Annotated in this window: 16 protein-coding genes; 6 read left to right on the plus strand and 10 right to left on the minus strand. The window is 66.9% G+C overall.

Annotated features, from left to right (window positions below; genetic code table 11):
- Positions 1-59: 59 nt before the first annotated feature.
- The 4 genes from ATE71_RS07835 to ATE71_RS07850 all read right to left on the minus strand — a co-directional run bounded on the left by ATE71_RS07835 (position 60) and on the right by ATE71_RS07850 (position 4,928).
- Positions 60-1,433, minus strand: a complete 1,374-nt coding sequence (locus tag ATE71_RS07835; RefSeq protein ID WP_058802911.1) for an efflux transporter outer membrane subunit — start codon at positions 1,431-1,433, stop codon at positions 60-62.
- Positions 1,433-2,608: an HlyD family secretion protein gene (locus tag ATE71_RS07840; RefSeq protein WP_152998694.1), complete on the minus strand. Its 1,176-nt coding sequence runs from the start codon at positions 2,606-2,608 to the stop codon at positions 1,433-1,435. The genes ATE71_RS07835 and ATE71_RS07840 overlap by 1 nt, the downstream gene beginning before the upstream one ends.
- 22 nt (positions 2,609-2,630) lie before the next feature.
- Positions 2,631-4,301: an MFS transporter gene (locus ATE71_RS07845; protein ID WP_058802913.1), complete on the minus strand. Its 1,671-nt coding sequence runs from the start codon at positions 4,299-4,301 to the stop codon at positions 2,631-2,633.
- A 435-nt stretch (positions 4,302-4,736) separates the two neighbouring features.
- The gene (locus ATE71_RS07850; protein WP_058802914.1) at positions 4,737-4,928 is read right to left on the minus strand and encodes an amidase family protein; all 192 of its coding nucleotides are present in this window, start codon (positions 4,926-4,928) and stop codon (positions 4,737-4,739) included.
- Here ATE71_RS07850 and ATE71_RS07855 point away from each other — a divergent pair.
- A complete protein-coding gene (locus ATE71_RS07855) occupies positions 4,927-5,352 on the plus strand; it encodes a hypothetical protein (RefSeq protein ID WP_058802915.1) in 426 nt (141 codons plus the stop codon). The two genes, ATE71_RS07850 and ATE71_RS07855, sit on opposite strands and share 2 nt — an antisense overlap.
- A 21-nt stretch (positions 5,353-5,373) precedes the next feature.
- Here the strand turns inward: ATE71_RS07855 and hutU are convergent, their stop codons facing one another.
- The 4 genes from hutU to hutI are packed head-to-tail and all read right to left on the minus strand — an operon-like array spanning position 5,374 to position 10,542.
- Positions 5,374-7,041: a urocanate hydratase gene (gene hutU, locus ATE71_RS07860; protein ID WP_058802916.1), complete on the minus strand. Its 1,668-nt coding sequence runs from the start codon at positions 7,039-7,041 to the stop codon at positions 5,374-5,376.
- The gene (gene hutG / locus ATE71_RS07865) at positions 7,038-7,841 is read right to left on the minus strand and encodes an N-formylglutamate deformylase (RefSeq protein ID WP_058802917.1); all 804 of its coding nucleotides are present in this window, start codon (positions 7,839-7,841) and stop codon (positions 7,038-7,040) included. The genes hutU and hutG overlap by 4 nt, the downstream gene beginning before the upstream one ends.
- Positions 7,841-9,361 carry a histidine ammonia-lyase gene (gene hutH / locus ATE71_RS07870; protein WP_058802918.1) on the minus strand — a complete coding sequence of 507 codons (1,521 nt, stop codon included), beginning with the start codon at positions 9,359-9,361 and terminating at the stop codon, positions 7,841-7,843. The genes hutG and hutH overlap by 1 nt, the downstream gene beginning before the upstream one ends.
- Positions 9,358-10,542, minus strand: a complete 1,185-nt coding sequence (gene hutI, locus ATE71_RS07875) for an imidazolonepropionase (protein ID WP_414892641.1) — start codon at positions 10,540-10,542, stop codon at positions 9,358-9,360. The genes hutH and hutI overlap by 4 nt, the downstream gene beginning before the upstream one ends.
- 56 nt (positions 10,543-10,598) lie before the next feature.
- On the opposite strand from hutI, the gene ATE71_RS07880 reads away from it, so the two are divergent.
- Both ATE71_RS07880 and ATE71_RS07885 read left to right on the plus strand, forming a co-directional pair.
- A complete protein-coding gene (locus ATE71_RS07880) occupies positions 10,599-11,948 on the plus strand; it encodes a formimidoylglutamate deiminase (protein WP_152998695.1) in 1,350 nt (449 codons plus the stop codon).
- Positions 11,945-12,637 carry a UTRA domain-containing protein gene (locus tag ATE71_RS07885; protein WP_058802921.1) on the plus strand — a complete coding sequence of 231 codons (693 nt, stop codon included), beginning with the start codon at positions 11,945-11,947 and terminating at the stop codon, positions 12,635-12,637. Before ATE71_RS07880 ends, ATE71_RS07885 begins: the two co-directional genes overlap by 4 nt.
- A 38-nt stretch (positions 12,638-12,675) precedes the next feature.
- On the opposite strand, the gene ATE71_RS07890 is transcribed toward ATE71_RS07885, so the two are convergent.
- Entirely contained in the window at positions 12,676-14,013 is a 1,338-nt protein-coding gene (locus tag ATE71_RS07890; RefSeq protein ID WP_058802922.1) for a sigma-54-dependent transcriptional regulator, read from the minus strand.
- Positions 14,010-15,818: a sensor histidine kinase gene (locus ATE71_RS07895; RefSeq protein WP_058802923.1), complete on the minus strand. Its 1,809-nt coding sequence runs from the start codon at positions 15,816-15,818 to the stop codon at positions 14,010-14,012. Before ATE71_RS07895 ends, ATE71_RS07890 begins: the two co-directional genes overlap by 4 nt.
- Positions 15,819-16,032: 214 nt before the next feature.
- On the opposite strand from ATE71_RS07895, the gene ATE71_RS07900 reads away from it, so the two are divergent.
- Genes ATE71_RS07900 through ATE71_RS07910 form a run of 3 tightly spaced genes read left to right on the plus strand, consistent with a single transcriptional unit; the run spans position 16,033 to position 21,512 of the window.
- Positions 16,033-17,352 (plus strand): dicarboxylate/amino acid:cation symporter, encoded by a 1,320-nt coding sequence (locus tag ATE71_RS07900; protein ID WP_058802979.1) that lies wholly within the window; start codon positions 16,033-16,035, stop codon positions 17,350-17,352.
- 54 nt (positions 17,353-17,406) lie between these two features.
- A complete protein-coding gene (locus ATE71_RS07905; RefSeq protein WP_058802924.1) occupies positions 17,407-20,541 on the plus strand; it encodes a TonB-dependent receptor plug domain-containing protein in 3,135 nt (1,044 codons plus the stop codon).
- Positions 20,542-20,597: 56 nt separating this feature from the next.
- Positions 20,598-21,512 carry a DUF4886 domain-containing protein gene (locus ATE71_RS07910; protein WP_235587957.1) on the plus strand — a complete coding sequence of 305 codons (915 nt, stop codon included), beginning with the start codon at positions 20,598-20,600 and terminating at the stop codon, positions 21,510-21,512.
- Positions 21,513-21,519 lie beyond the last annotated feature (7 nt).

Here is a 21,519-nt window from a genome sequence, read left to right on the forward strand (position 1 = left end):
CCGCTCCCGTTTCACCCTGTCGTCGAAGGCCGGTAGCGCGATCCTTGGTCTGACTGCAACTATCGCGAAGCGATCCAGCCGCCGCCCATTGCCTGAAAGAGCTGGATGCGCGCCGAGAGCGCATCGGCGCGCAGCTGAATCAGCGACAGTTCGGCGCCGAGCAGACCGCGCTGTGCATCAAGCTGTTCGAGATAGGGCGAATAGCCTTCGCGGTAGCGGTTGGTCGCAAGGCGCAACCCTTCGGCGAGCGCGTCACGCTGCGACCGCGCGAACAGGATCTGACGGTCGCTCAGCCGGACCGCCGCCAGCGCATCCTCGACCTCGCGGAACGCGGTGAGCGCCGTGCGCCGATAGGCGAAGGCAGCCTGATCGCGCTGCGCGCCCGCCGCATCAGCCTGCGCGGTCAGGCGCCCGCCCTGGAAGATCGGGGCCAGGATGCTGCCGCCGACCGACCAGATGGTGACCGGATCGGCGAGCAGGGTCGAAAAGGCCGCGCCCGCCGCGGACGTCAGGCGCAATTGCGGCAGGAAACGCTTGCGCGCCGCGGCCAGGTTTCGATCGGTCGCGGCGAGCTGATATTCGGCCTGCGCGACATCGGGGCGGCGGCGCAGCAGTTCGGACGGGAGGCCGTCGGGCACCGGCGGCACCGTCAGCGCGGCGAGCGTATCGCCCCGGCCGATCGCCCGCGGCGTATCACCGACGAGCAGGCTGAGCGCGTCTTCGGTGCGTGCGATCGCGAGTTCGATCTGCGGCACAATCTGTGCCGTCGCGTCATATTCCGCCTGCGCCTGCTCCAGCTCGAGCCTTGGCGAATAGCCCGATTCGACGCGCGACTTCGCAATGCGCAGCGATTCCGCGCGTGCCGCCACGGTCGCGCGCGCAACCTCCAGCCGGGCGTCGAGGCCGCGGAGCGTGACATAATTGGCAGCCGCCGCCGCCGCGACCGAGAGCCGCACGGCGTCATGCGCAGCCTCGCTGGCGAAATAGAGGTCGCGCGCGGCCGCCTTCTGGTCGTCGAGTCGGCCGAACAGGTCGACTTCATAGGCGACCTGGACCTGCGGCTGCGCGAAATTCTGTTCGACCGGCTGGCCGAAGGGGTTGACCGATCGCGACCGCCCGCCGCCGAGCGTCGCGTCGATCGCCGGAAGCGTCTGGGCGCGGGCCAGCGCGATATTGGCGCGTGCTTCGCGCACGCGCGCGGCGGCGACGCCGATATCGCTGTTGTTGGCGAGCGCGCGTTCGACCAGCGCCGCGAGCGCGGGGTCACCGAACGCCCGCCACCAGTCGCGCTCGAGCGCTGCGGTCGGTCCGGCGTCGGTGCGCCACGCAACCGGCGGCGCGACGGGCGCCGCGGCGGTTGTCGCGACGTGCGGACCGGCGCAGGCGGCGAGGGGGATGGCGAGCAACGAGGCCAGCGCCGGATTGCGCCGCATCACCGCCGCGGTCCGCTGTTCGTATCGACATGGACCTCCACCGACATGCCGGGGCGCAGCCGTCTTGCCAGAGGCTGCTTCGGGTCGATGGCGATCCGCACCGCGATCCGCTGCGCGACTTTGACGAAATTGCCCGTGGCATTGTCGGCCTTCAGCACCGCGAATTCCGATCCCGCCGCCGGGGACAGGTTTTCGATCCGCCCGGTCAGTTCGGCGCCGCCCAGCGCATCGACGCTGAACCGTGCGCGCTGTCCGACCGCCATTTTGCCCGTCTGCGCTTCCTTGAAATTGGCGATCACCCAGACATTGTGCGGGACGACCGACAGCAATTGCGTACCGGCGGTGACATAGGCGCCCTGCCGCACCCCGATTTCGGACAATTGGCCGTCGGCGGGGGCCCTGATGACCGTGTTGTCGAGATCGATCTGCGCGAGGCGGAGCTGCGCCTTGGCGGCGGCCACCGAGGCTTCGAGCCCGGCGCGCCCGACGACGACGGTGCGGACGTCCTGCGTGCCGATGGCGCGGCTCGCGCGCGCCTGTTGCAGTGCAGCCTGCGCGGCGAGCAGCGCCGCGCGCGTCTGGTCGAACTCGCGGGTCGAGATCGATCCGTCGGCGACGAGGGTGCGGGCGCGGCGCATGTCGGCCTCGGCGCGCGTGAGCTGCGCCTGCGCATTAGCGACGCCGGCGTCCTGGCTGTTCGTCGCGACCTCGCGCGAGCGCTGCGCCTGCGCCGAATTGGCGAGCGAGGCCTCCTGCGCCGCGACATTGGCTTCGGCCTGCGCGACGCGCGCGCGATAGATGCGGTCGTCGATCGTCGCGAGGACCTGTCCCGCCTTCACTTCGGCAAAATCCTGGACGGGCACGCTGGTGACATAGCCGCTGACCTGCGGGCTGATGACGGTCACGCGGCCGCGAACATAGGCATTATCCGTGCGCTCCGCGCCGCCGGCGAAGGGCGGCAGCTTCCACGCGAACAGCACCGCCAGGATCGCGACGAGTGCGATCGCGACGATCGCGATGACGGTGGTTTTCTTCTTTTCGGGCGGTCGCCACGACGAGGGCGGGGGATCGACCTGCGGGTCGGGTTCGGGCTCGGCAGGCTTTGCCTCGTCCGCCGGTGCGCCGGCCGGGACGGGATCGGCCGGCAGGGACGCGCTGTCCTGTTCGGGCGGCATATCTGCCTTTTCGTCGTTCATGTCATTGCCCCTGTTTCATATTTGCCTGTGCCTGCGCCTGAAGTCGCTGGACCAGCATCAGCACGGGCGACGGCTCGCCTCGCCGCCGGATCGACCAGCTTATGACGAAGCCCCAGATCGCCGTCAGGATGGCAAGCACCCCGACGAGCAGGAAAACATCATTATACGCCAGTATATTGGCCTCGCGCGTGGTTTGCCGGCCGAGCAGCGCGGCGCCTTGGGCATTGCGGAGCACAGGATCGCCGACCGTGCCGGCCACCGCCCGGCTGCCCGCGCCGAGGCGCGCGGCGACGATCGGATCGGTCGCGACGATATCCTGCACCAATTCGTGCGAGTGATATTTCTCGCGCACCACCTGGAAGGTGCCGAGCAGCGTTCCGCCCGCGAGACCGCCGATGCTCTGGCTCATGCTGAAGATCACGACGAAGCTGATGAAATTCTTGCCCCCAGCCAGCAAGGTCCGCGCAATGCCGATGACCATCGCCTGCGCAAGAAAAAGCAGCGAGGCGAAGCCGATCAGCGCCTGGCTGAGATAGAATTGGGAGGGCCGTGTCAGATTGTTCGAATTCGCGTCCATGAACGATCCGATGACGATCAGGATCACCGCGGCGAGGATCGGACGCGTCAGCTTGTCGGGGCGAAAGGTCAGAACCGCAGTTGCAAGCCCCGCGATCGACGCGAACACCACGATCAGGTTGAGCGTGACCATCTGGTCGTTGATCATCCCGACGGCGCTCAGGAAACCGACCGAACCGAACGCCTGTTCGGACAGCAAGATGCGCACCGATGCCGCCACCGCGATCAGGCGAAGCATCTCGCGCGTTCCGAGCCAGCGCGTGTTGATCAGCGGGTTCCGGCGATGATGCTCGACGAGGAAGGCGGCGGCGATCAGCGCGATGCTGGCGGCGAGCGACCAGCCGATCCATGGCCGTTCGGTCCACCACTGGATACGTCCCTGCGACAGGACTGCGATGAGCAGCCACAGCCCGGGTGCGAACAGCGCGAAGGTCAGGAAGTCGAGGGGCTCGAACACTTTTTCGCGTTCGCTCGGCGGCAGCGGCTGCGCCCAGACCGCCGCCAGTGTCGCAAGCGCGAGCCCGAATTCGAACCAGTAGAGATTGTGCCAGTCGCCCCAGATGAGCAGCCCCGGAGACAGCACGCGTGCGAGCGGGGTTGCGATCTGCGGGATACAGATGCCGATCATCACTGCGGCAAGCCGCTTGGGTGCCGGAAGCGCCTGGAAGAAATAGAGGATGGTGAGCGTCGACAGGCCGCTCGCGGCGATCCCGCTCATCGCCCGCACGGCGACCGAGGTCCAGAAATCGTGGATGAAGAGGTGCATCAACGTCGTCACCGCATAGGCGACCAATGTGTAGCGAATGAACGGCTGGAGCCCGAATTGCTGGCGATATTTGACGAGCAGCAGGTTGGCGGTGACGTTGGTCATGAAATAGGCGGCGGTAAGCCACGCCGCCTCGTCGCTGTCGAGCCCGAGCGTGCCTTGCGCGAAATTGAGATTGACCGTGACGAGCGCGTTGCCCAGCCCGCCGGTGATCCCGATCAGGCAGCCGATCAGGAAATGGCGCACCATGCGCGAAGTCGGATGATCGGGGTTCGCCGGCGACCCCGGCAGCGTCGGTCGTTCGTGCGGTTTGAAGACATAGTCCGCCATCGTGCGTCAGCCCCGTCCGGCAATCATGCGGACGCCGATGGGCAGGCGCCGCCAGCGTGGGGAGTCGGCTCGATGAACATGCCGTCGCCATAGCGCATCGCCCGCGCGCGCGCAGCCTATTCGATGCGTGTAAACAGCCTTGCTAGGAGAATAGTTCGGCGACGACCGCCGGGCTTCGCGTAGCGGAAGCATCTGAAAACAAGCCATCTTGAAATGTCGGCGATTGCGGCCCATCTTCCTTTCATCGTCAACAAGCGAAAGGAGGTGGTCGAATGTCTCATTGTCACACGCCGCATGCGGCAGAATCGAGCATGACCGTCTTTGCGGAGGCCATGCCCGGCTAAGCCGTCCGCGTGCAGCAAGACAATGGAAGGGCCGTCCCCGCGGGGGCGGCCCTTTGTCGTTTCGCGGCAATCGGCGTCGATCGTCGCCGACTCACAGCGGCGGGGTGTGTCGCCACCACCGGGTCGCCGCTTCGAGCTGATAGGCGAACGCCAGCAGCAGCGCCTCGCCCCCGGGTCCGGTCGCGAACTGGACGCTCACCGGCAGCCCGTTGTTGCCGAAGCCTATCGGCAGGGTGATCGCGGGCGTACCGGCGAAATTGTTACCGACCAAAGCGAAGGTCATGGCGGCTGTGGCGGCGGAATTTTCCACCTATCGGACGCGCGTCTATATCGAGGCGATCCGGCGCGGCACGACGCCGTGGGAGTCGATAGAAAATCTGATCGACGCCAATTTCCCCATGGTCAGCCGGCCCGAGATGGCGGCGGTGGTGGAAATCCACCTTGGGCGCCGCAACGACCCAGACCTCGACCGCGAAGTCGGGCCGGGTGCGCGTCGGTTCGACCGGCGCGTGCGGCTCTGGGCCTATTCGATCCTGCACGCGGCGGGTATCCGCGACGACGCCGCGCATCGCAGCCTGCAACTGCTTAACAGTGCGGTGACGCGGGGGCTGACGGTCGAATATATCCGCAACCCCGACCCGGCGGTCGTCGATCGGGCGATCGCGATCTGGAAAGCACAGATGCTCGACCTGATCTTCAAGGCCTGACGCCGGACGAGGTGGACGCCCTCACCGCGCGAGCGAGGGGAGGTCGAGACCTTTCTCGTGCGCGCAGTCGATCGCGATGTCGTACCCCGCGTCGGCATGGCGCATCACACCGGTGCCGGGGTCGTTCCACAATACGCGCTCAAGCCGCTTCGCCGCCTCGGGCGTGCCGTCGGCGACGATCACCATGCCGCTGTGCTGCGAATAGCCCATGCCGACGCCGCCGCCATGGTGGAGCGACACCCAGGTCGCGCCGCTCGCGGTGTTGAGCAGGGCGTTGAGCAATGGCCAGTCCGAAACCGCATCCGACCCGTCGCGCATCGCTTCGGTTTCGCGGTTAGGCGAGGCGACTGAACCCGAATCGAGATGATCGCGGCCGATTACGACGGGCGCCTTGAGTTCGCCCGATGCGACCATCTCGTTGAAGGCGAGGCCGAGCCGGTGGCGGTCGCCGAGTCCGACCCAGCAGATGCGCGCGGGCAGGCCCTGAAACTGGATCTTCTCGCGCGCCATGTCGAGCCAGTTGTGGAGGTGCGCGTTGTCGGGCAGCAACTCCTTCACCTTGGCGTCGGTTTTGTAAATGTCCTCGGGATCACCCGACAGCGCCGCCCAGCGGAACGGACCGATGCCGCGGCAGAACAGCGGCCGGACATAGGCGGGGACGAAGCCGGGGAAATCGAAGGCGTTTTCGACGCCCTCATCCTTCGCCATCTGGCGGATATTGTTGCCATAATCGGTCGTCGGCACGCCCACCGCCTGCAGGTCGAGCATCGCCTGCACATGCACCGCCATCGACGCCTTGGCGGCCTTGGCAACTGCGGCGGGATCGCTCTCGCGCTTGGCGAACCATTCGTCGAGGCTCCATCCGGCGGGAAGATAGCCGTTGACCGGATCGTGCGCCGAGGTCTGGTCGGTGAGCAAATCGGGGCGGATGCCGCGGCGAACCATCTCGGGCAGGACTTCGGCGGCGTTGCCAAGCAAGCCGACCGACACCGGCTTGCCTTCGGCATGGCTCGCTTCGATCATCGCGATGGCCTCGTCGATGCTTCCCGCCTGCTTGTCGAGATAGCCAGTGCGCAGGCGCATTTCGATGCGGCTCGGCTGGCATTCGATCGCAAGGCAGGACGCGCCGGCCATCACCGCCGCAAGCGGCTGCGCGCCGCCCATGCCGCCGAGGCCGGCGGTGAGCAGCCACTTGCCAGCAAGGCTGCCGCCATAATGCTGGCGGCCCATTTCGACGAAGGTTTCGTACGTACCCTGCACGATGCCCTGGCTGCCGATGTAGATCCAGCTGCCCGCGGTCATCTGACCGTACATCATCAGGCCTTTTTTATCGAGCTCGTGGAAATGCTCCCAATTCGCCCATTCGGGAACGAGGTTCGAATTGGCGAGCAGCACCCGCGGCGCATTTTCATGGGTACGGAACACGCCGACTGGTTTGCCCGACTGGATCAGCAAGGTCTCATCGTCCTCAAGCCGCTTCAGCGTCTCGACGATCTTGTCATAGCTTTCCCAGTCGCGCGCCGCGCGGCCGATGCCCCCATAGACGACCAGCTCGTGCGGCGCCTCGGCGACGTCGGGGTGCAGATTGTTCATCAGCATCCGCATCGGTGCCTCGGTGAGCCAGCTCTTCGCGCTGATCTCGGGGCCGGTCGCGGGGCGGATCACGCGGCTGTTGTCGAGACGGGTCATTTACGTCCTTTCGCAAAATCGAGGGTCGCGGCGATCACTTGCTCCAGCACGGGCCGGATCGCGGGGGCGGGGTCGAGGGGGGAGGGCCAGTTGGTGTGGGTGATCGTATCGGGCTCGGTCATATAGCCGCGCTGCGCCAGCTCCATCTGGATCGCGTGGATGCCGTCGTCGGGGCGGCCGTAGTGGCGCGTCGTCCAGCCGCCCTTGAAGCGTCCGTTGACGACATGGCTGTGCCCGCTCGCGGCGCAGATGTTGGCGACGATGGTTTCCAATTCGGGCGCACAGGTCGTACCGCCGTTGGTGCCGATGTTGAATTGCGGCAATTCGCCGCCGAACAGGCGCGGAACTTGGCTGCGGATCGAATGGGCGTCGTAGAGCACGACCTTGCCAAAGGCTGCCCGCAGGCGGTCGAGTTCGGCGGTCAGCGCGTCATGGTAGGGGCGGTGATAGAGGTTGAGCCGCTGCATGATCTCCGCCTCGTCGGGCAAATCGAAGCGGTAGAGCGGCTCGCCATCGAAGGTCGTCGTCGGACAGAGTTCGGTCGTCGCCTGCCCCGGATAGAGCGACGCGCCCGACGGGTCGCGGTTCATGTCGATCACGCTGCGCGAAATATCGATCGCGACCAGCGACGCGCCCATTTCGGCGGCGAAGGCGTAGAGGTCGGCGATCCACCAGTCGGTGTCGATCTGTGCGTGCCAGGGCGACACGAACTGCTCGTCGAGCCCGGCGAGATCGGTGCCGCCGTGCGGAAAGGCGATGACGAGCGGCGCGTCGCCGCGGTGGACGCGCAGCCAATCCATCAGCCGACGCCCGGCAGGTCGGCTGGTACGGCAACGACGAGGCTGCCGGTGCGGATCATCGCGGTCGCGGCTTCCATATCGGGATGGAAATGCCGGTCGTCTTCCAGCGTCGGCACCGCCGCGCGGAGATGCTTGTGCGCCGCCTCCAACGCATCGCTCGATTTCAGCGGTGCGTGAAAGTCGATCCCCTGGCACGCGGCGAGCCATTCGATGCCGATCACCGCGCTGGCATTGTCGGCCATGTCGAGCAGGCGGCGCGCGCCGTGCGCCGCCATCGACACATGATCTTCCTGATTGGCCGAAGTCGGGATCGAATCGACGCTCGCCGGATAGGCGCGCTGCTTATTCTCGCTGACCAGCGCGGCGGCGGTGACCTGCGGGATCATGAAGCCCGAGTTGAGCCCGGGGCGCGGGGTGAGGAAGGCGGGGAGACCCGACAGCGCGGGGTCGACGAGCATCGCGATGCGACGCTCCGAAATCGAACCGATCTCGCACAGCGCCATTGCGATCATGTCGGCGGCAAAGGCGACGGGTTCGGCATGGAAATTGCCGCCGGACAAGGCTTCGTCGGTGTCGGCAAAGATCAGCGGATTGTCCGACACGCCATTGGCTTCGATGCCGAGCGTGGTTGCGGCTTGCCGCAGCAGGTCGAGTGCGGCGCCCATCACCTGCGGCTGGCAGCGCAGGCAATAGGGGTCCTGCACGCGCGGATCGTCGACTGCGTGTGACGCGCGGATCGCCGATCCAGCCATCAGCCCGCGCAAGGCGTCGCCGACCTCGCGTTGCCCCGCATGGCCGCGCAGCGCGTGGATGCGCGGGTCGAACGGGGCGTCGGAGCCTTTGGCCGCCTCGGTCGAGAGCGCGCCGGTGATCAGCGCCGAGCGGAAGACGGTTTCGGCGCGGAACAGACCCGCGAGCGCATTGGCGGTCGAGAATTGGGTGCCGTTGAGGAGCGCGAGGCCTTCCTTGGGGCCGAGTTCGAGAGGGACGAGGCCCGCCTGCGCGAGCGCGTCGGCGGCGGGCAGCGTCTTGCCGTCAACCTCGATTTCGCCGACGCCGATCATCGCCGCCGCCATGTGCGACAGCGGTGCCAGATCACCGCTCGCGCCGACCGAACCCTGCGACGGCACGACCGGGGTAAGGCCCCTGGCGAGCATCGCCTCCAGCATCGCCACCGTCTCGCGCCGGACGCCCGATGCCCCCATGCCGAAGCTTGCGAGCTTGAGCGCCATCATCAATCGCACGATTTTCGCCGGCGACGGCGCCCCGGTGCCGGCGGCATGGCTGAGCACGATATTGCGCTGGAGCGTCGCCAGATCGTCGTCGGCGATGCGAACGCTCGCGAGCTTTCCGAAGCCGGTGTTGATGCCGTAAACGGGCGCGCCCTTCGCGACGATCCGCGCGACCGCGGCGGCGCTGGCGTCGATCGCATCCCATGCACTATCGCTCAATTCGGCGCTCGCGCCCTCATAGATTTCGCGCCAGTCGGCGAGCGAAATATGCCCGGGCTCGATGATCATTGTCCGTCCTTGATGCGTTGGTGAAGCGGGTTGAAGCCGATGCGGTAGACCAGCTCGGCGGGGTCGCCGACGTCCCAGATCGCGAGGTCGCACGCCTTGCCGGGTTCGAGCGTACCGATCTCGTTGCCAAGCCCGAGCGCGGCGGCGGCGTTCACCGTCACCCCGCGCAGCGCCTCGACCACCGTCAGCCCGAATAGAGTCGCGCCCATGTTGAGCATCAGCAGCAGCGACGTCGTCGGCGAGGTGCCGGGATTGTTGTCGGTCGCGAGCGCGATGCGCACCCCGTGGCGGCGCATCGCGTCCACCGGCGGCAATTTGGTCTCGCGCATGAAATAATAGGCGCCCGGCAGCAGCACCGCGACCGTACCCGCTTCGGCCATCGCGCACACATCGTCGTCGGTCGCATGTTCAAGATGGTCCGCCGACAGTGCGCCGTGCCGCGCGGCGAGCGCGCTGCCGCTTAGTGCCGACAGTTGCTCGGCGTGGAGCTTGACCGCGAGGCCGCGCGCCTTGGCCGCCTCGATCACGCGTTCGCACTGGCCGGGCGAGAAACCGATGCCTTCACAAAAAGCATCGACCGCCGTCGCAAACGGCGCGGCGGCGGGGATCATTTCGTTCACGACAAGGTCGATATAGGCGTCGCTGTCGCCCTGATATTCGGGGGGCAGCGCGTGCGCGCCGAGGAAGGTCGGCTCGATGCGGATCGCCCGGCGTTCGCCCAGCGCCCGCGCCGCGCGCAGCATCTTCAGCTCGTCCTCGGTCGACAGCCCGTAACCCGACTTGATCTCGATCGTCGTGACGCCCTCGGCGATCAGTGCGTCGAGGCGGGGTAGGGCGCTTTCGACCAGCTCCTCCTCACTCGCTGCGCGCGTCGCGCGCATCGTCGACACGATGCCGCCACCGGCGCGCGCGATGTCTTCGTAAGTCGCGCCTTCGAGCCGCATCGCCCATTCGTTTGCGCGGTTGCCACCGTGGACCAGGTGCGTGTGGCAATCGATCAGCCCCGGCGCAATCAGCCGACCTTCGCAGTCATGGACTGTTCCTGCGGCCGCGGGCGCGCCGCTCGCCGGACCTGCGTAGGTGATCCGGCCATCGTCTGCGACTACCACGCCATCGTCGACCAGGCCGAGATCGTCTCCGGCCATCGTTGCGAGTCGGGCGTTCGTCCAGCGTTGCTCCATCTGGACAGTCTCGCGCCGATGCGTCATTATGTCTAGACATAATATGAGGACGGATGATGGTTTCGCTCTGGTTCGAACGCGCATGGATCGACGATCGCTGGGAAAACGAGGTGCGGCTGCGCGTCGCCGACGGCCGGATCGCCTCGGTCGAAACGGGCGTCGCGGCGGGCGCCGGCGATGAGCGGCATCGCGTGGGCCTTCCCGGCCTATGCAACGTCCACAGCCACGGTTTCCAGCGCGGCATGGCGGGGCTGTCCGAACGCCGCAGCCGCCCCGATGACAATTTCTGGAGCTGGCGCGAGATCATGTACCGCTTCCTCGACCGGCTGACGCCCGAGGATGTCGCGGCGATCACCGCACAGGCCTATGCCGAAATGCTCGAGGGCGGGTTCACCCGCGTCGGCGAATTCCACTATCTCCACCACGATCCCGCGGGCGCGACCTATGCCGACCGGGCCGAGATGGCGGGCGCGATCGTCGAAGCGAGCGCGGCGACGGGCATCGGCCTGACCTTGCTGCCGGTCTTCTACGCGCATGGCAATTTCGGCGGCGCGGCGCCCAGCCACGGCCAGCGGCGTTTCCTGAACGATATCGACGGGTTCGCAGCGCTTCTCGACGTCTCACGTGCAAAGCTTGCGGGCGACGCCAATATCGGCATCGCGCCGCACTCGTTGCGCGCCGTCGGCCCCGATCAACTCGCGGCGCTGCTCGCGATGGCGCCCACCGGCCCGGTCCATATCCACGCCGCCGAACAGGAAAAGGAAGTCGCCGATTGCGTGGCCTGGAGCGGCGCGCGGCCGGTCGCATGGCTACTCGATAACGCCGCGGTCGATGCGCGCTGGTGCCTGATCCATTCGACCCATCTCGACGCGGACGAAGTGACGCGGCTCGCCGCGAGCGGCGCCGTCGCCGGACTCTGCCCGATCACCGAAGGCAATCTGGGCGACGGGATTTTCCCGGCAGTCGATTATCTTGCGGCGGCCGGTCGTTTCGGGGTCGGCACCGACAGCAATATCCTGGTCGACGCCGCACAGGAACTCCGCACGCTTGAATATTCGCAGCGGCTGGCGCAGCGCGCGCGGGCCTTGCTGGCGAGCGAGGCGGTGCCCTTTGCCGGCGCCAATCTCTTTGCGCACGCGCTGCACGGCGGCGCGCAGGCGCTCGGTGTACCCGCGGGGCTCGCCGTCGGGAATCCCGGCGACATCGTCTCGCTCGACCTCGATCACCCGGCCTTTGCCGGCACCGACGATGCGACGTTGCTCGACCGCTGGATTTTCGCCGCGCGCGCGGGCGCGATCGACTGTGTTTGGCGCGCGGGCATCAAACGCGTCGCGGCGGGCCACCACGTCGACGGCGACGCGATCGCAAAGGCCTATCGCGCCTGCGTCACGCGCATCCTCGCATGACCCCCGCGCGGCGTATCCGCGACGAAATCGCCGGGCGGATCCGCTCGGGCGCATGGCGGCCGGGCCATCGAATCCCGACCGAACAGGAATTGGCGGCGCAGTACGGTTGCGCGCGTGCGACGGTGAGCAAGGCGCTCGGCGAACTCGCAGCCTCGGGGCTGATCGAGCGCCGCCGCAAGGCGGGGTCGTTCGTCGCGCACCCACCCGTCCATTCGGCGGTGATGACCGTCCCCGACCTTGCCGAACTGATCGCCGCGCGTGGCGAAGCTTATCGCTGGCAGGGGCTTTCGGTCGAACCGGCCGGGCAAGGCGACGGCGCGATTCCCGGCCCGGCACTGTGCGTCGCCGGGCTCCATTTGGCGGCGAACGAACCCTTCGCACTCGAACGACGGCTGATCTCGCTCGCCGAGGTGCCCGACGCGGGCGAAGTCGATTTCGAACGCGAAGCGCCCGGGACGTGGCTGCTCGCGCATATCCCTTGGACCGAGGTGCGGCACGTGATCCGCGCGGTATCGCCGACGCGCCGGGAAGCGGCATTGCTCGGGGCCGGCGCCGCGATGGCGTGCCTCGAACTCGATCGCACGACCTGGCGGAGCGGGCGGGTCGTGACGCATGTCCGGCAATTGTTCCGCGGCGACCGCTTCGACCTGGTCGCCGAATTCAAGGCCGGGGTTCCGGGCGAGGGGTGACGATCGACGCCTTCGGTCGCGTTCCGACGTCACCGACCTCACCCCCGAAACAGCTTCGGGTCGATCCGGTGGCGCTGCAGCTTGTCGTAGAGCGTCTTTCGCGGGACGCCGAGGCGCGCCATCGTCTTGGCGATGTTGCCCTGCGTCTGCGTCAGCGTGTCCTGGATGATCGTCGCCTCGAACCGGCGCAGCCGTTCGGACAGCGGGGCTTCGCCGGCTATCGGCGACAGGCCGGGATCCGAAGGCAGGTCGAGTACGACGCTGTAGGCGAAATTCTTGAGCTCGCGAACATTGCCCGGCCAGTCGTGCTCGACAAGGTGACGGCGCACGCTGTCGTCGATCTGGAAGCCCTTGAGTCCCATTTTCGCCGCCGCTTCGTCGAGGAAATAGGCGAAGGTTTGCGGAATGTCGGTGCGCCGCTCGCGCAGCGGCGGGATGCGCAGCTTCACGACATGGAGGCGATAATAAAGATCCTCGCGAAACGATCCCGCACGCACCGCGTCCATCAGGTCGGTCTTCGTCGCCGCGACGACGCGCAGGTCGACGGGTTCGGGGGCGGCGGCGCCCATCGGCTGGACCTCGCGTTCCTCGACCACGCGGAGCAGTTTCGCCTGCACCGCAGGATGCATCGTGTCGATCTCGTCGAGGAACAGCGTCCCGCGATGCGCGCTACGGATGCGTCCGGCCTGTCCCAGCTTGCCCGTCGCGCGGTCGATCTGGTCGCTTCCGAACAGCTCGGCCTCGGCCAGTTCCTGCGGCAGCGCGGCGCAGTTCACCGCGACGAGCGACGCGGCGCTGCGCCGGCTCTGGCGGTGCAGCATATGCGCGACCAGTTCCTTGCCGGTGCCCGTCTCGCCTTCGATCAGGACGTCGATGTCGGCCTGCGCCAACTGCGCGATCGTCTCGCGCAAGCGCAGCATCGCGGGGCTTTCGCCGATCAGCGGGCTGTCGATCGCCGCCGCCGCCGCGGTCAGCCGGCGGTTGTCGAGAATCAGCGCGCGGTGGGCGAGCGCGCGGCGCGCGGCGCCGACCAGATGGTCCGCGGCAAAGGGCTTGGCGAGGAAATCGAATGCGCCGTCGTGCAGCGCGCGGACCGCCATCGCGACGTCGGCGTGGCCGGTGATCAGGATGATGGGAATGCCGGGGTCGATGGCGTGGATCGCCGCGCGCAGTTCGAGCCCGTCCATGCCGGGCATCCGGATATCGGTGACGATCACCCCCGAAAAATCGGCATCGATCCGCGGCAGGACACTCCGCGCATCGGGGAAAGCCTCGACCGCGAGGCCCGCAAGGTCGAGCGTCTGGACATTCGCCTCGCGCAGCGCCGCGTCGTCGTCGACGAAGAAGATGGCCTGATCGCCGGTAAAAAAGCTCATGCAGGCCTCAGCGTCAGGCGGAACCCCGCACCGCCGAGCGGCGAGGGGATGAGGGACAGCGTGCCGCCGAACTCGCCCATGATGTCGCTCGCGATTGCGAGCCCCAGTCCCAGCCCGTCGGGGCGGCCGGTGACGAAAGGCGTGAACAGTTGCGGCAACAGGTCGGCGGCGATGCCGGGGCCATCGTCGCAGATGTCGATGAACACCGGATTGCGGCCATGGACGCGGAGAGCGATCCGCGACGCGTCGCGCCCCTGCAAGGCGTCGGCGGCATTCTGGAGCAAGTTGACGAGGACTTGTTCCAACCGGACGCGGTCAGCATGGACGGACAGGCCCTGATCGTCGATCGCGATGTCGAGCGCGATTCCCTGCGCGCGAAGCCGGTCGCCGATCAGCAGGTTGGTGCCCTCGATTGCCGATTGCAGCGCCACCGGGCCGAGCGGGGTCGGCTTACGCCGGGCAAAATTGCGCAGTTCGTTGGTGATCGCGCCGACGCGCGCGGTCAGGTCGACGATATGGTCCAGATTGCCGCGCGCCTTGTCCGGCTGGGCGCGCTCCAGGTAGCGCAGGCTGTTTTCGGCGAAGGTGCGGATCGCGGCGAGCGGCTGGTTGATCTCGTGCGCCACCCCGGCGGTGATCTGGCCGATCGACCCGAGCCGGCTCGCCTGCGCCAGTTCCTCGCGCGCCGCCCGGTAGCGGCGGTCGGTTTCGGCCTGTCGCTCGGCCGCCTGTTGCAGTTCGGCATTGGCGCCGCGCAGCTCCTGCGTGCGCGCCGCGACCTCGCGTTCGAGCGCGACGTGCGCCGCGTGGCGAAGCGCCTGCCGCTCGACGAGGCGCAGCAGCGCGAGGATGGCGGCGCCGACAAGGATCAGCAAGATCAGGAAAAGCACGCGTGCGGTGGCGTTGGCGCCGTCGCGGGCAGGCTGCGCGGGCTGCAGGACGTGGAGCCGGCTGCCGGGCAGCGAAACGCGCTGGGCGGCCTGACGATAGAGCGTCGCGCTGGCCCCCTCGACAATTCGCACGTCGCCGTCGGCCTGCCGGGTCGAAAGCGGCGCCAGCGGCGCGTCGCCATAGCTTCGCGTTCCGCGCAACCGTTGCTGCGTGGCGGGCGAGATCGGACCGAACGACCGGAAACGCCAGCCGGGCTCGCTCGTCATGATGACGATCCCCGCATCGTCGGTAACGAGCGTCGTCGCGGGGGAATCGGTCCATTTGGCCTCGAGCTTGTCGAACTCGACCTTGACCACGATCACGCCGAGCGCGCGCCCGCCGGCCGCGACGCGGCGCGCGAGGAACAGGCCGGGGCGGCCGCTGACGGTGCCCAGCGCGAACAATTCGGCTTCGCCGCGCTGCATCGCACCGCGAAAATAGGGCCGGAAACGGTAATTCTGACCGACGAAACTAGTCGGTGCCTGCCAGTTGCTCGCGGCGATCGTCGTGCCGTCGGCGCCGATGACATAGATCACCGCGGCATCGGTCCGCTCTGCTAATTGCTCCAGTTCGCGGTCGAGCCGCCGCGACGCCGCGGCGCTCTTGTCCGCGAGCGCCAGGCGCACGTCGGGAAATTCGGTCAGCACGCGCGGCAGCAACCGGAATTTCTGCAGCTCGCTTTCGAGCAGACTCGCATGCGCGCGTGCATTCTGCCGGGCGTCGGCATCGGCCTGCGTCCGTGCATGTCCGGCCGCCCATCGGGAAAGGCCCAGCGCGGCGACAAGCAGGATCAGCGCCCCGGCGATCGCCGCGAACAGCAGCCGCCGCCGGTCGAGCCGGGGCAGGCCAGGATGCGAATCGGAAAGTGATGCCATGTGCGGATTATTGCACAGTTTTCGATATATCTATGCGGATTTTCGCACATTCTGCCTTCGGCGTTCAGTGTCCATCAAATAAAATATAATATTATCATATATTTGATAATGCGGTGTTGCAGTTTGACCCGGCTTCGTCCGCCCGCCTATTTTCCCCTCGAGGCCGAATAACGGCCGCTGATATGGGGAGAGGCCAGTGGCCGCCACGATCGATATGAATGCGATACCGAAGGCCACGGGACGACGTCCCTGGTGGTCGCACCTCTATGTGCAGGTGCTCGGCGCCATTCTCGGCGGGGTACTGCTCGGCCACTTTGTCCCCGAAGCCGGCGTCGCGCTCAAACCGCTGGGCGACGGATTCATCAAGCTGGTGAAGATGATCATCGCGCCGGTGATTTTCCTGACCGTGGCGACCGGCATCGCTTCGGTCGGCGAGGCCAAGACGCTCGGCCGCCTGACGGTCAAGACCTTTGCCTATTTCCTGTTCTTTTCGACGCTCGCGCTGATCGTCGGGCTGATCGTGGCCAATCTGGTCCAGCCGGGCGCGGGGATGAATATCGATCCTGCGACGCTCGATGCCGGCGCGGTGTCGCAATATCAGGCAAAGGCGCATGAAGCGACGCTGACCGCCTTTCTGCTCGAAATCATTCCGACGACATTTGTTTCGGCGCTGACCGAGGGGTCGATCCTGCAGGCGCTGTTCGTCGCGATCCTGTTCGGCATCGCGCTGTCGCACACCGGCGCCGCCGGGGCGCAGGTACTGGGTATGCTCGAAAAGACCTCGGTCGTCTTTTTCCGGATCGTCGCGATGCTGATGCGCTTCGCTCCGATCGGCGCGTTCGGCGCGATGGCCTTCACGATCGGCAAATATGGCGTCGAATCGCTCGCCAATCTGGGGGCGCTGATCGCGACCTTCTATCTGACCTCGCTGTTCTTCGTGATCGTCGTGCTCGGCGCGATGGCACGGGTCGCGGGTTTCTCGATCTTCCGGCTGATCGCCTATCTGAAGGCCGAACTGCTGCTCGTGCTCGGCACATCCTCGTCCGAAGCGGCGCTGCCCAGCCTGATGGAAAAGCTGGAAAAGGCCGGATGCGCCAAACCCGTGGTCGGCATGGTCGTGCCGACCGGATACAGCTTCAACCTCGACGGCACCAATATCTACATGACGCTGGCGGCGCTGTTCGTAGCGCAGGCGACGGGGGTCGACCTCAGCCTGGGCGACCAGGTCGCGTTGCTTCTCGTCGCGATGGTCAGCTCGAAGGGGGCGGCGGGGGTGACCGGCGCAGGCTTCATCACGCTCGCGGCGACGCTGACGGTGGTGCCGTCGGTGCCTGTCGCGGGGCTCGCGCTCATTCTCGGCATCGACCGGTTCATGAGCGAGTGCCGCGCGCTCACCAATTTCATCGGCAATGCGCTGGCGGCGATCGTCGTCGCCAAGTGGGAAAATGCGCTCGACCGCGACGCGCTGAACCGTGCGCTGAACGGCGACCCAGCGCCGCTGGCCGCCGGGCCGGTCGAAACCGACGCAGATTGATCGAAGGCCGGCGTTCCGGCCCACCGAATAAAAACAGATATGGGGAGTGAGATTATGATTTCGACCAAAGCCCGCTGGGCCCGCCACAGCAGCCGTGCCGCGCTGGTTCTCGCTGGCCTAGGCGCGCTTGCCGCGCCGCTCGCCGCGCAGGAAACGCCCGCAGAAGCCGCTGCCGCGGCGCCGGCCGAAGAAGCGATCGTCGTCACTGGCAGCCGTATCGCGCGCGAAACCTACGACACGCCGGCGCCGGTGATCGGCGTTTCGGCCGAGGACCTGGTTGAATCGGGCGACAGCGAGCTCAGCGAAACGCTCGCCGACCTGCCGCAGCTATCGTCGGCGACCAATGATGCGACGGTCACCGGCAACACCCAGAATTCGGGGCTTAGCTCGATCGAACTCCGAAACTTGGGGTCGAACCGCACGCTCGTCCTCGTCGACGGCCGTCGCACCGTATCGAACAGCGGCATTTCGAACCTCGTCAGCCTGTCGACGATCCCCAGCGATTTCATCGACCGGGTCGAGATCATCACCGGCGGCACCTCGTCGGTCTATGGTTCGGACGCGGTCGCGGGCGTCGTCAACATCATCACCAAGAAGAACGAGCGCGGGCTGACGCTGCGCGCGCGCACCGGCATCACGTCCGAAGGCGACGGGCAGGAACTGACGCTCGGCGCCACTTACGGTACGCGCTTCGCCGACGGCCGCGGCTATTTCCTGGTCAGCGGTACCTACGACCGCGACTGGGGCATCCGCGCGATCGATCGCGAATGGGCGGTGCGGCCGGTCTCGTACGGCTATGATTTTGATAATGGCATCAACGAGTTCGAGGGTGTCTATATCAACGCCGACGGCGCGCCCGCGAGCGGATCGCGCCCCGCCTCCGAATTCCCGCCGCTGGTGATGAGCGACCTCAGCAGCTTCATCCCCGGCGGCGTCTTTTCGGGCGCCAGCTCGGCGCGCGACCGATTTTACCGGAACGGCGTGCTCGTCGAGCGCGGGCCCGACCCCGTCACCGGCGAACCCGTCACCGGCAGCGGCGGCCAGGCGAGCAGTCCGGGCAACGTCGGCTATTTCCTGCCCAATCGCGACGGTTACAACCAACGCACGGGCCGCTCGCTGATCCTCGCGCGCAAACGCTATCTGGGCGCGGCGAAGCTCGAATATCAATTCTCGGACGCGGTCGAAGCCTTCGCACAGCTTCAATATTCGCGGATCACATCGGGCGAGACGCGCGAATCGGTCGGCATCGGCTGGGATTCGACCTATCCGCTCACCAACCCCGTCACCGGCGTCACGACCGAGATCGAATATGGCAAGATCCCGTGCCGCCGCGCCAGCGGTTCGGGCTCTGGCCCGTGCAATCCCTTCGTCCCCGACGAAATCCGCGCCGATGCGCCCTCGACCGGCGCCGGCATCGCCTGGGATCGCCGCTTCGACGAGGTCGGTGGCCAGATCACCGAGAACAAGCGCGAGACGATACGCAGCTGGGCGGGCCTGCGCGGCAAGATTTCGGACAGCTGGAACTGGGAAGCGAGCTTCGGTTACGGCCAGTACAAGCAGGACCAGTGGCGTCGGAACGAGATCAACGGCGTCAACCTGTCGCAGGCGCTCAACGCCGAAATGGGACCCAATGGGCCGCAATGCGCCGATGCCGACGCGCGCGACGCGGGCTGCGTCGCGATCGACCTGTTCGGCGAGGGGGCGATCACCCCAGACATGGCCGCCTGGATCCGCGCCGACCTGCACCAGCAATTGACGATCCGCCAATATACCGGCCAGGCTTTCGTCACCGGCGAGCTGTTCCAGCTTCCCGCCGGTCCGGTCGGCGCCGCCTTTGGCGTCGATTACCGCAAGGACAGCCAGGACCTCAGCGGCGATCTCCTGTCGCAGACCGGCGGGACGACGGGCAATGCGGTGCCCAATTTCGGGGGCTCGATTCGTGCGCTCGAAGGCTATGGCGAAGTCAGCGTGCCGCTGCTCCGCGACGCGCCGGGCGCCCATCTGCTCAGCGTCGATGCCTCGGCGCGCGTCGCCGACTATAGCATCGACCGGGTCGGCACGGTGTTCAGCTGGCGCGGCGGGGTTCAATATGCGCCGATCCCCGACATCCGCTTCCGCGCGCAATTCGCCCGCGCCCAGCGCGCGCCCGACATCGCCGAGCTCTATTCGCCGCCGCGCGGCAATTTCGAGGCCGCGAACGACCTCTGTGACGGCGTGACCCCGACGAGCGCGGGGCGGATCGACGCGAACTGCCGGCTCGACCCCGGCATCCAGGCCCTGTTTGCGCAGCAGGCGGCCGACAATGTGACGCAGCAATATTCGCAGGCGGGCAACAGCCTCTATAGCCCCAATGGCGGCAACCTCGACCTCAAGGAAGAAACCGCCGATACGCTTACGCTCGGCGCGGTGATCGCGCCGCGCTTCGTGCCCGGCCTGACGATCGCGGTCGATTATTACGATATCCGCATCAAGGATGCGATCGACGCCTATTCGAACCGCGACATCCAGCTTCAATGCTACGACACCGACGTGCCGCAGGCCGACAACCCCTTCTGCGCCGACATCACGCGCAACGCGAACAACGGCCAGATCGTCGAGTTGGTCCAGCGGCAGGTCAATCTGGCGCGCTTCGACACGCAGGGGATCGACGTCGCCTTCAACTATCGTTTCCGCCTCGACGACGCGCTCGGCATTCCCGGCCGCTTCGACCTGCGTTACGACGGCACGCATGTGCTGAAGCAGAAGGTCCAGTTCCAGGGCGTCGACGGGACCGTCACCAACGACCTTGCGGGGGATCTTGCCGAAGGCAGCTTCAAATATCGCGCGCGTGCATCGCTCGGCTGGAAGCTCGACAATTTCCGCATCCGCTGGACGACCACCTATTATGGCAAGATCAAGGACAGCAATTCGCTCGCCGACCAATATGCCGCGCTGCTCGAAACCAACCCGAATGCCGAGGTGCCGCTCTTCCTCAACATCGGCGACGTGTGGGAGCACGACCTGTTCATGTCGTTCGACATCGACAATGGCGGCAAGGAGTTCCGCCTCTATGGCGGGGTGAACAATCTGTTCAATTCGACCAGCCCCTTCCTGCCGAGCGGGACCGAGAGCGGGCGCTTGACGAACCAGAACGGCGTCTATGATATTGCCGGACGCCGCTTCTATGTCGGCGCGACGGTGAAATTCTGATGCGACACGAAAAAGCTAAAGCTTCGGGGCTTCGATCCACTGGATCCCTGAAGGCCATGTCGGGAGCGGTGCTGCTGATGCTGGCAGGGTGCGCGCCCGGCCAGGCGGTCGCCAGCACCGCCCCGCATGGTGACGCCGCGGCGGCACCCGCCGAGGCCAAGGCGGCGCCGAAGACGATCCTGTTCATCGGCAACAGCTTCACCCAAGGCGCGCATTCGGCGGCGCGCAACTGGCGCGCGGGGTCGGTCGCCGACCTCAACAATGCGGGCTATGGCGGGGTTCCCGCGCTGTTCAAGCTGTTCACCGAGCAGGCCGGGCTCGACTATCGCGTCAGCCTCGAAACGCAGGGGGGCAAGTCGCTCGGCTTTCATTATGACGAGCGGCGCCAGCGGTTCGACCGCGCGTGGGATATCGTCGTGCTGCAGGAGTTTAGCACGCTTGACCGCGATCGGCCGGGCGATCCCGCCGACTATATCCGCAACGTCGGCCGCCTTGCGGCGCTGTTCAAGGCACGCAATCCAGCGGTCGACATCCGCCTCGCCGCAACCTGGTCGCGCGCCGACCAGGCCTATAGACCCCAGGGGCATTGGTACGGCAAGCCGGTGACCGCGATGGCCGAGGATCTGCGCGCCGCCGCCGACCGCGCGCGCTCCGCCAATCCCGGCGTCGCGGGCGTGCTGCCGGTCGGGCAGGCCTGGAACCGGGCGATGACGAGCGGGGTCGCCGACCCCAACCCCTATGACGGCATCGGTTACGGCCAGCTCGATCTGTGGGCCTACGACCATTATCATGCCAGCGTCGCGGGCTATTATCTCTCGGCGCTTGTGACCTTCGGCGCGATCACCGGTATCGACCCGACTACGCTGGGGCCGAAGGAAAAGGGCGCCGACGAACTCGGGCTTTCGGATGAGCAGGCGGCGGCGCTGCAACGTGTCGCGCGCGATACGCTGGCCGAACAGATCCGGCGATAAGGGATTT

The organism is Sphingopyxis sp. H115, from assembly GCF_001468465.1.
Taxonomy (GTDB): Bacteria; Pseudomonadota; Alphaproteobacteria; order Sphingomonadales; family Sphingomonadaceae; genus Sphingopyxis.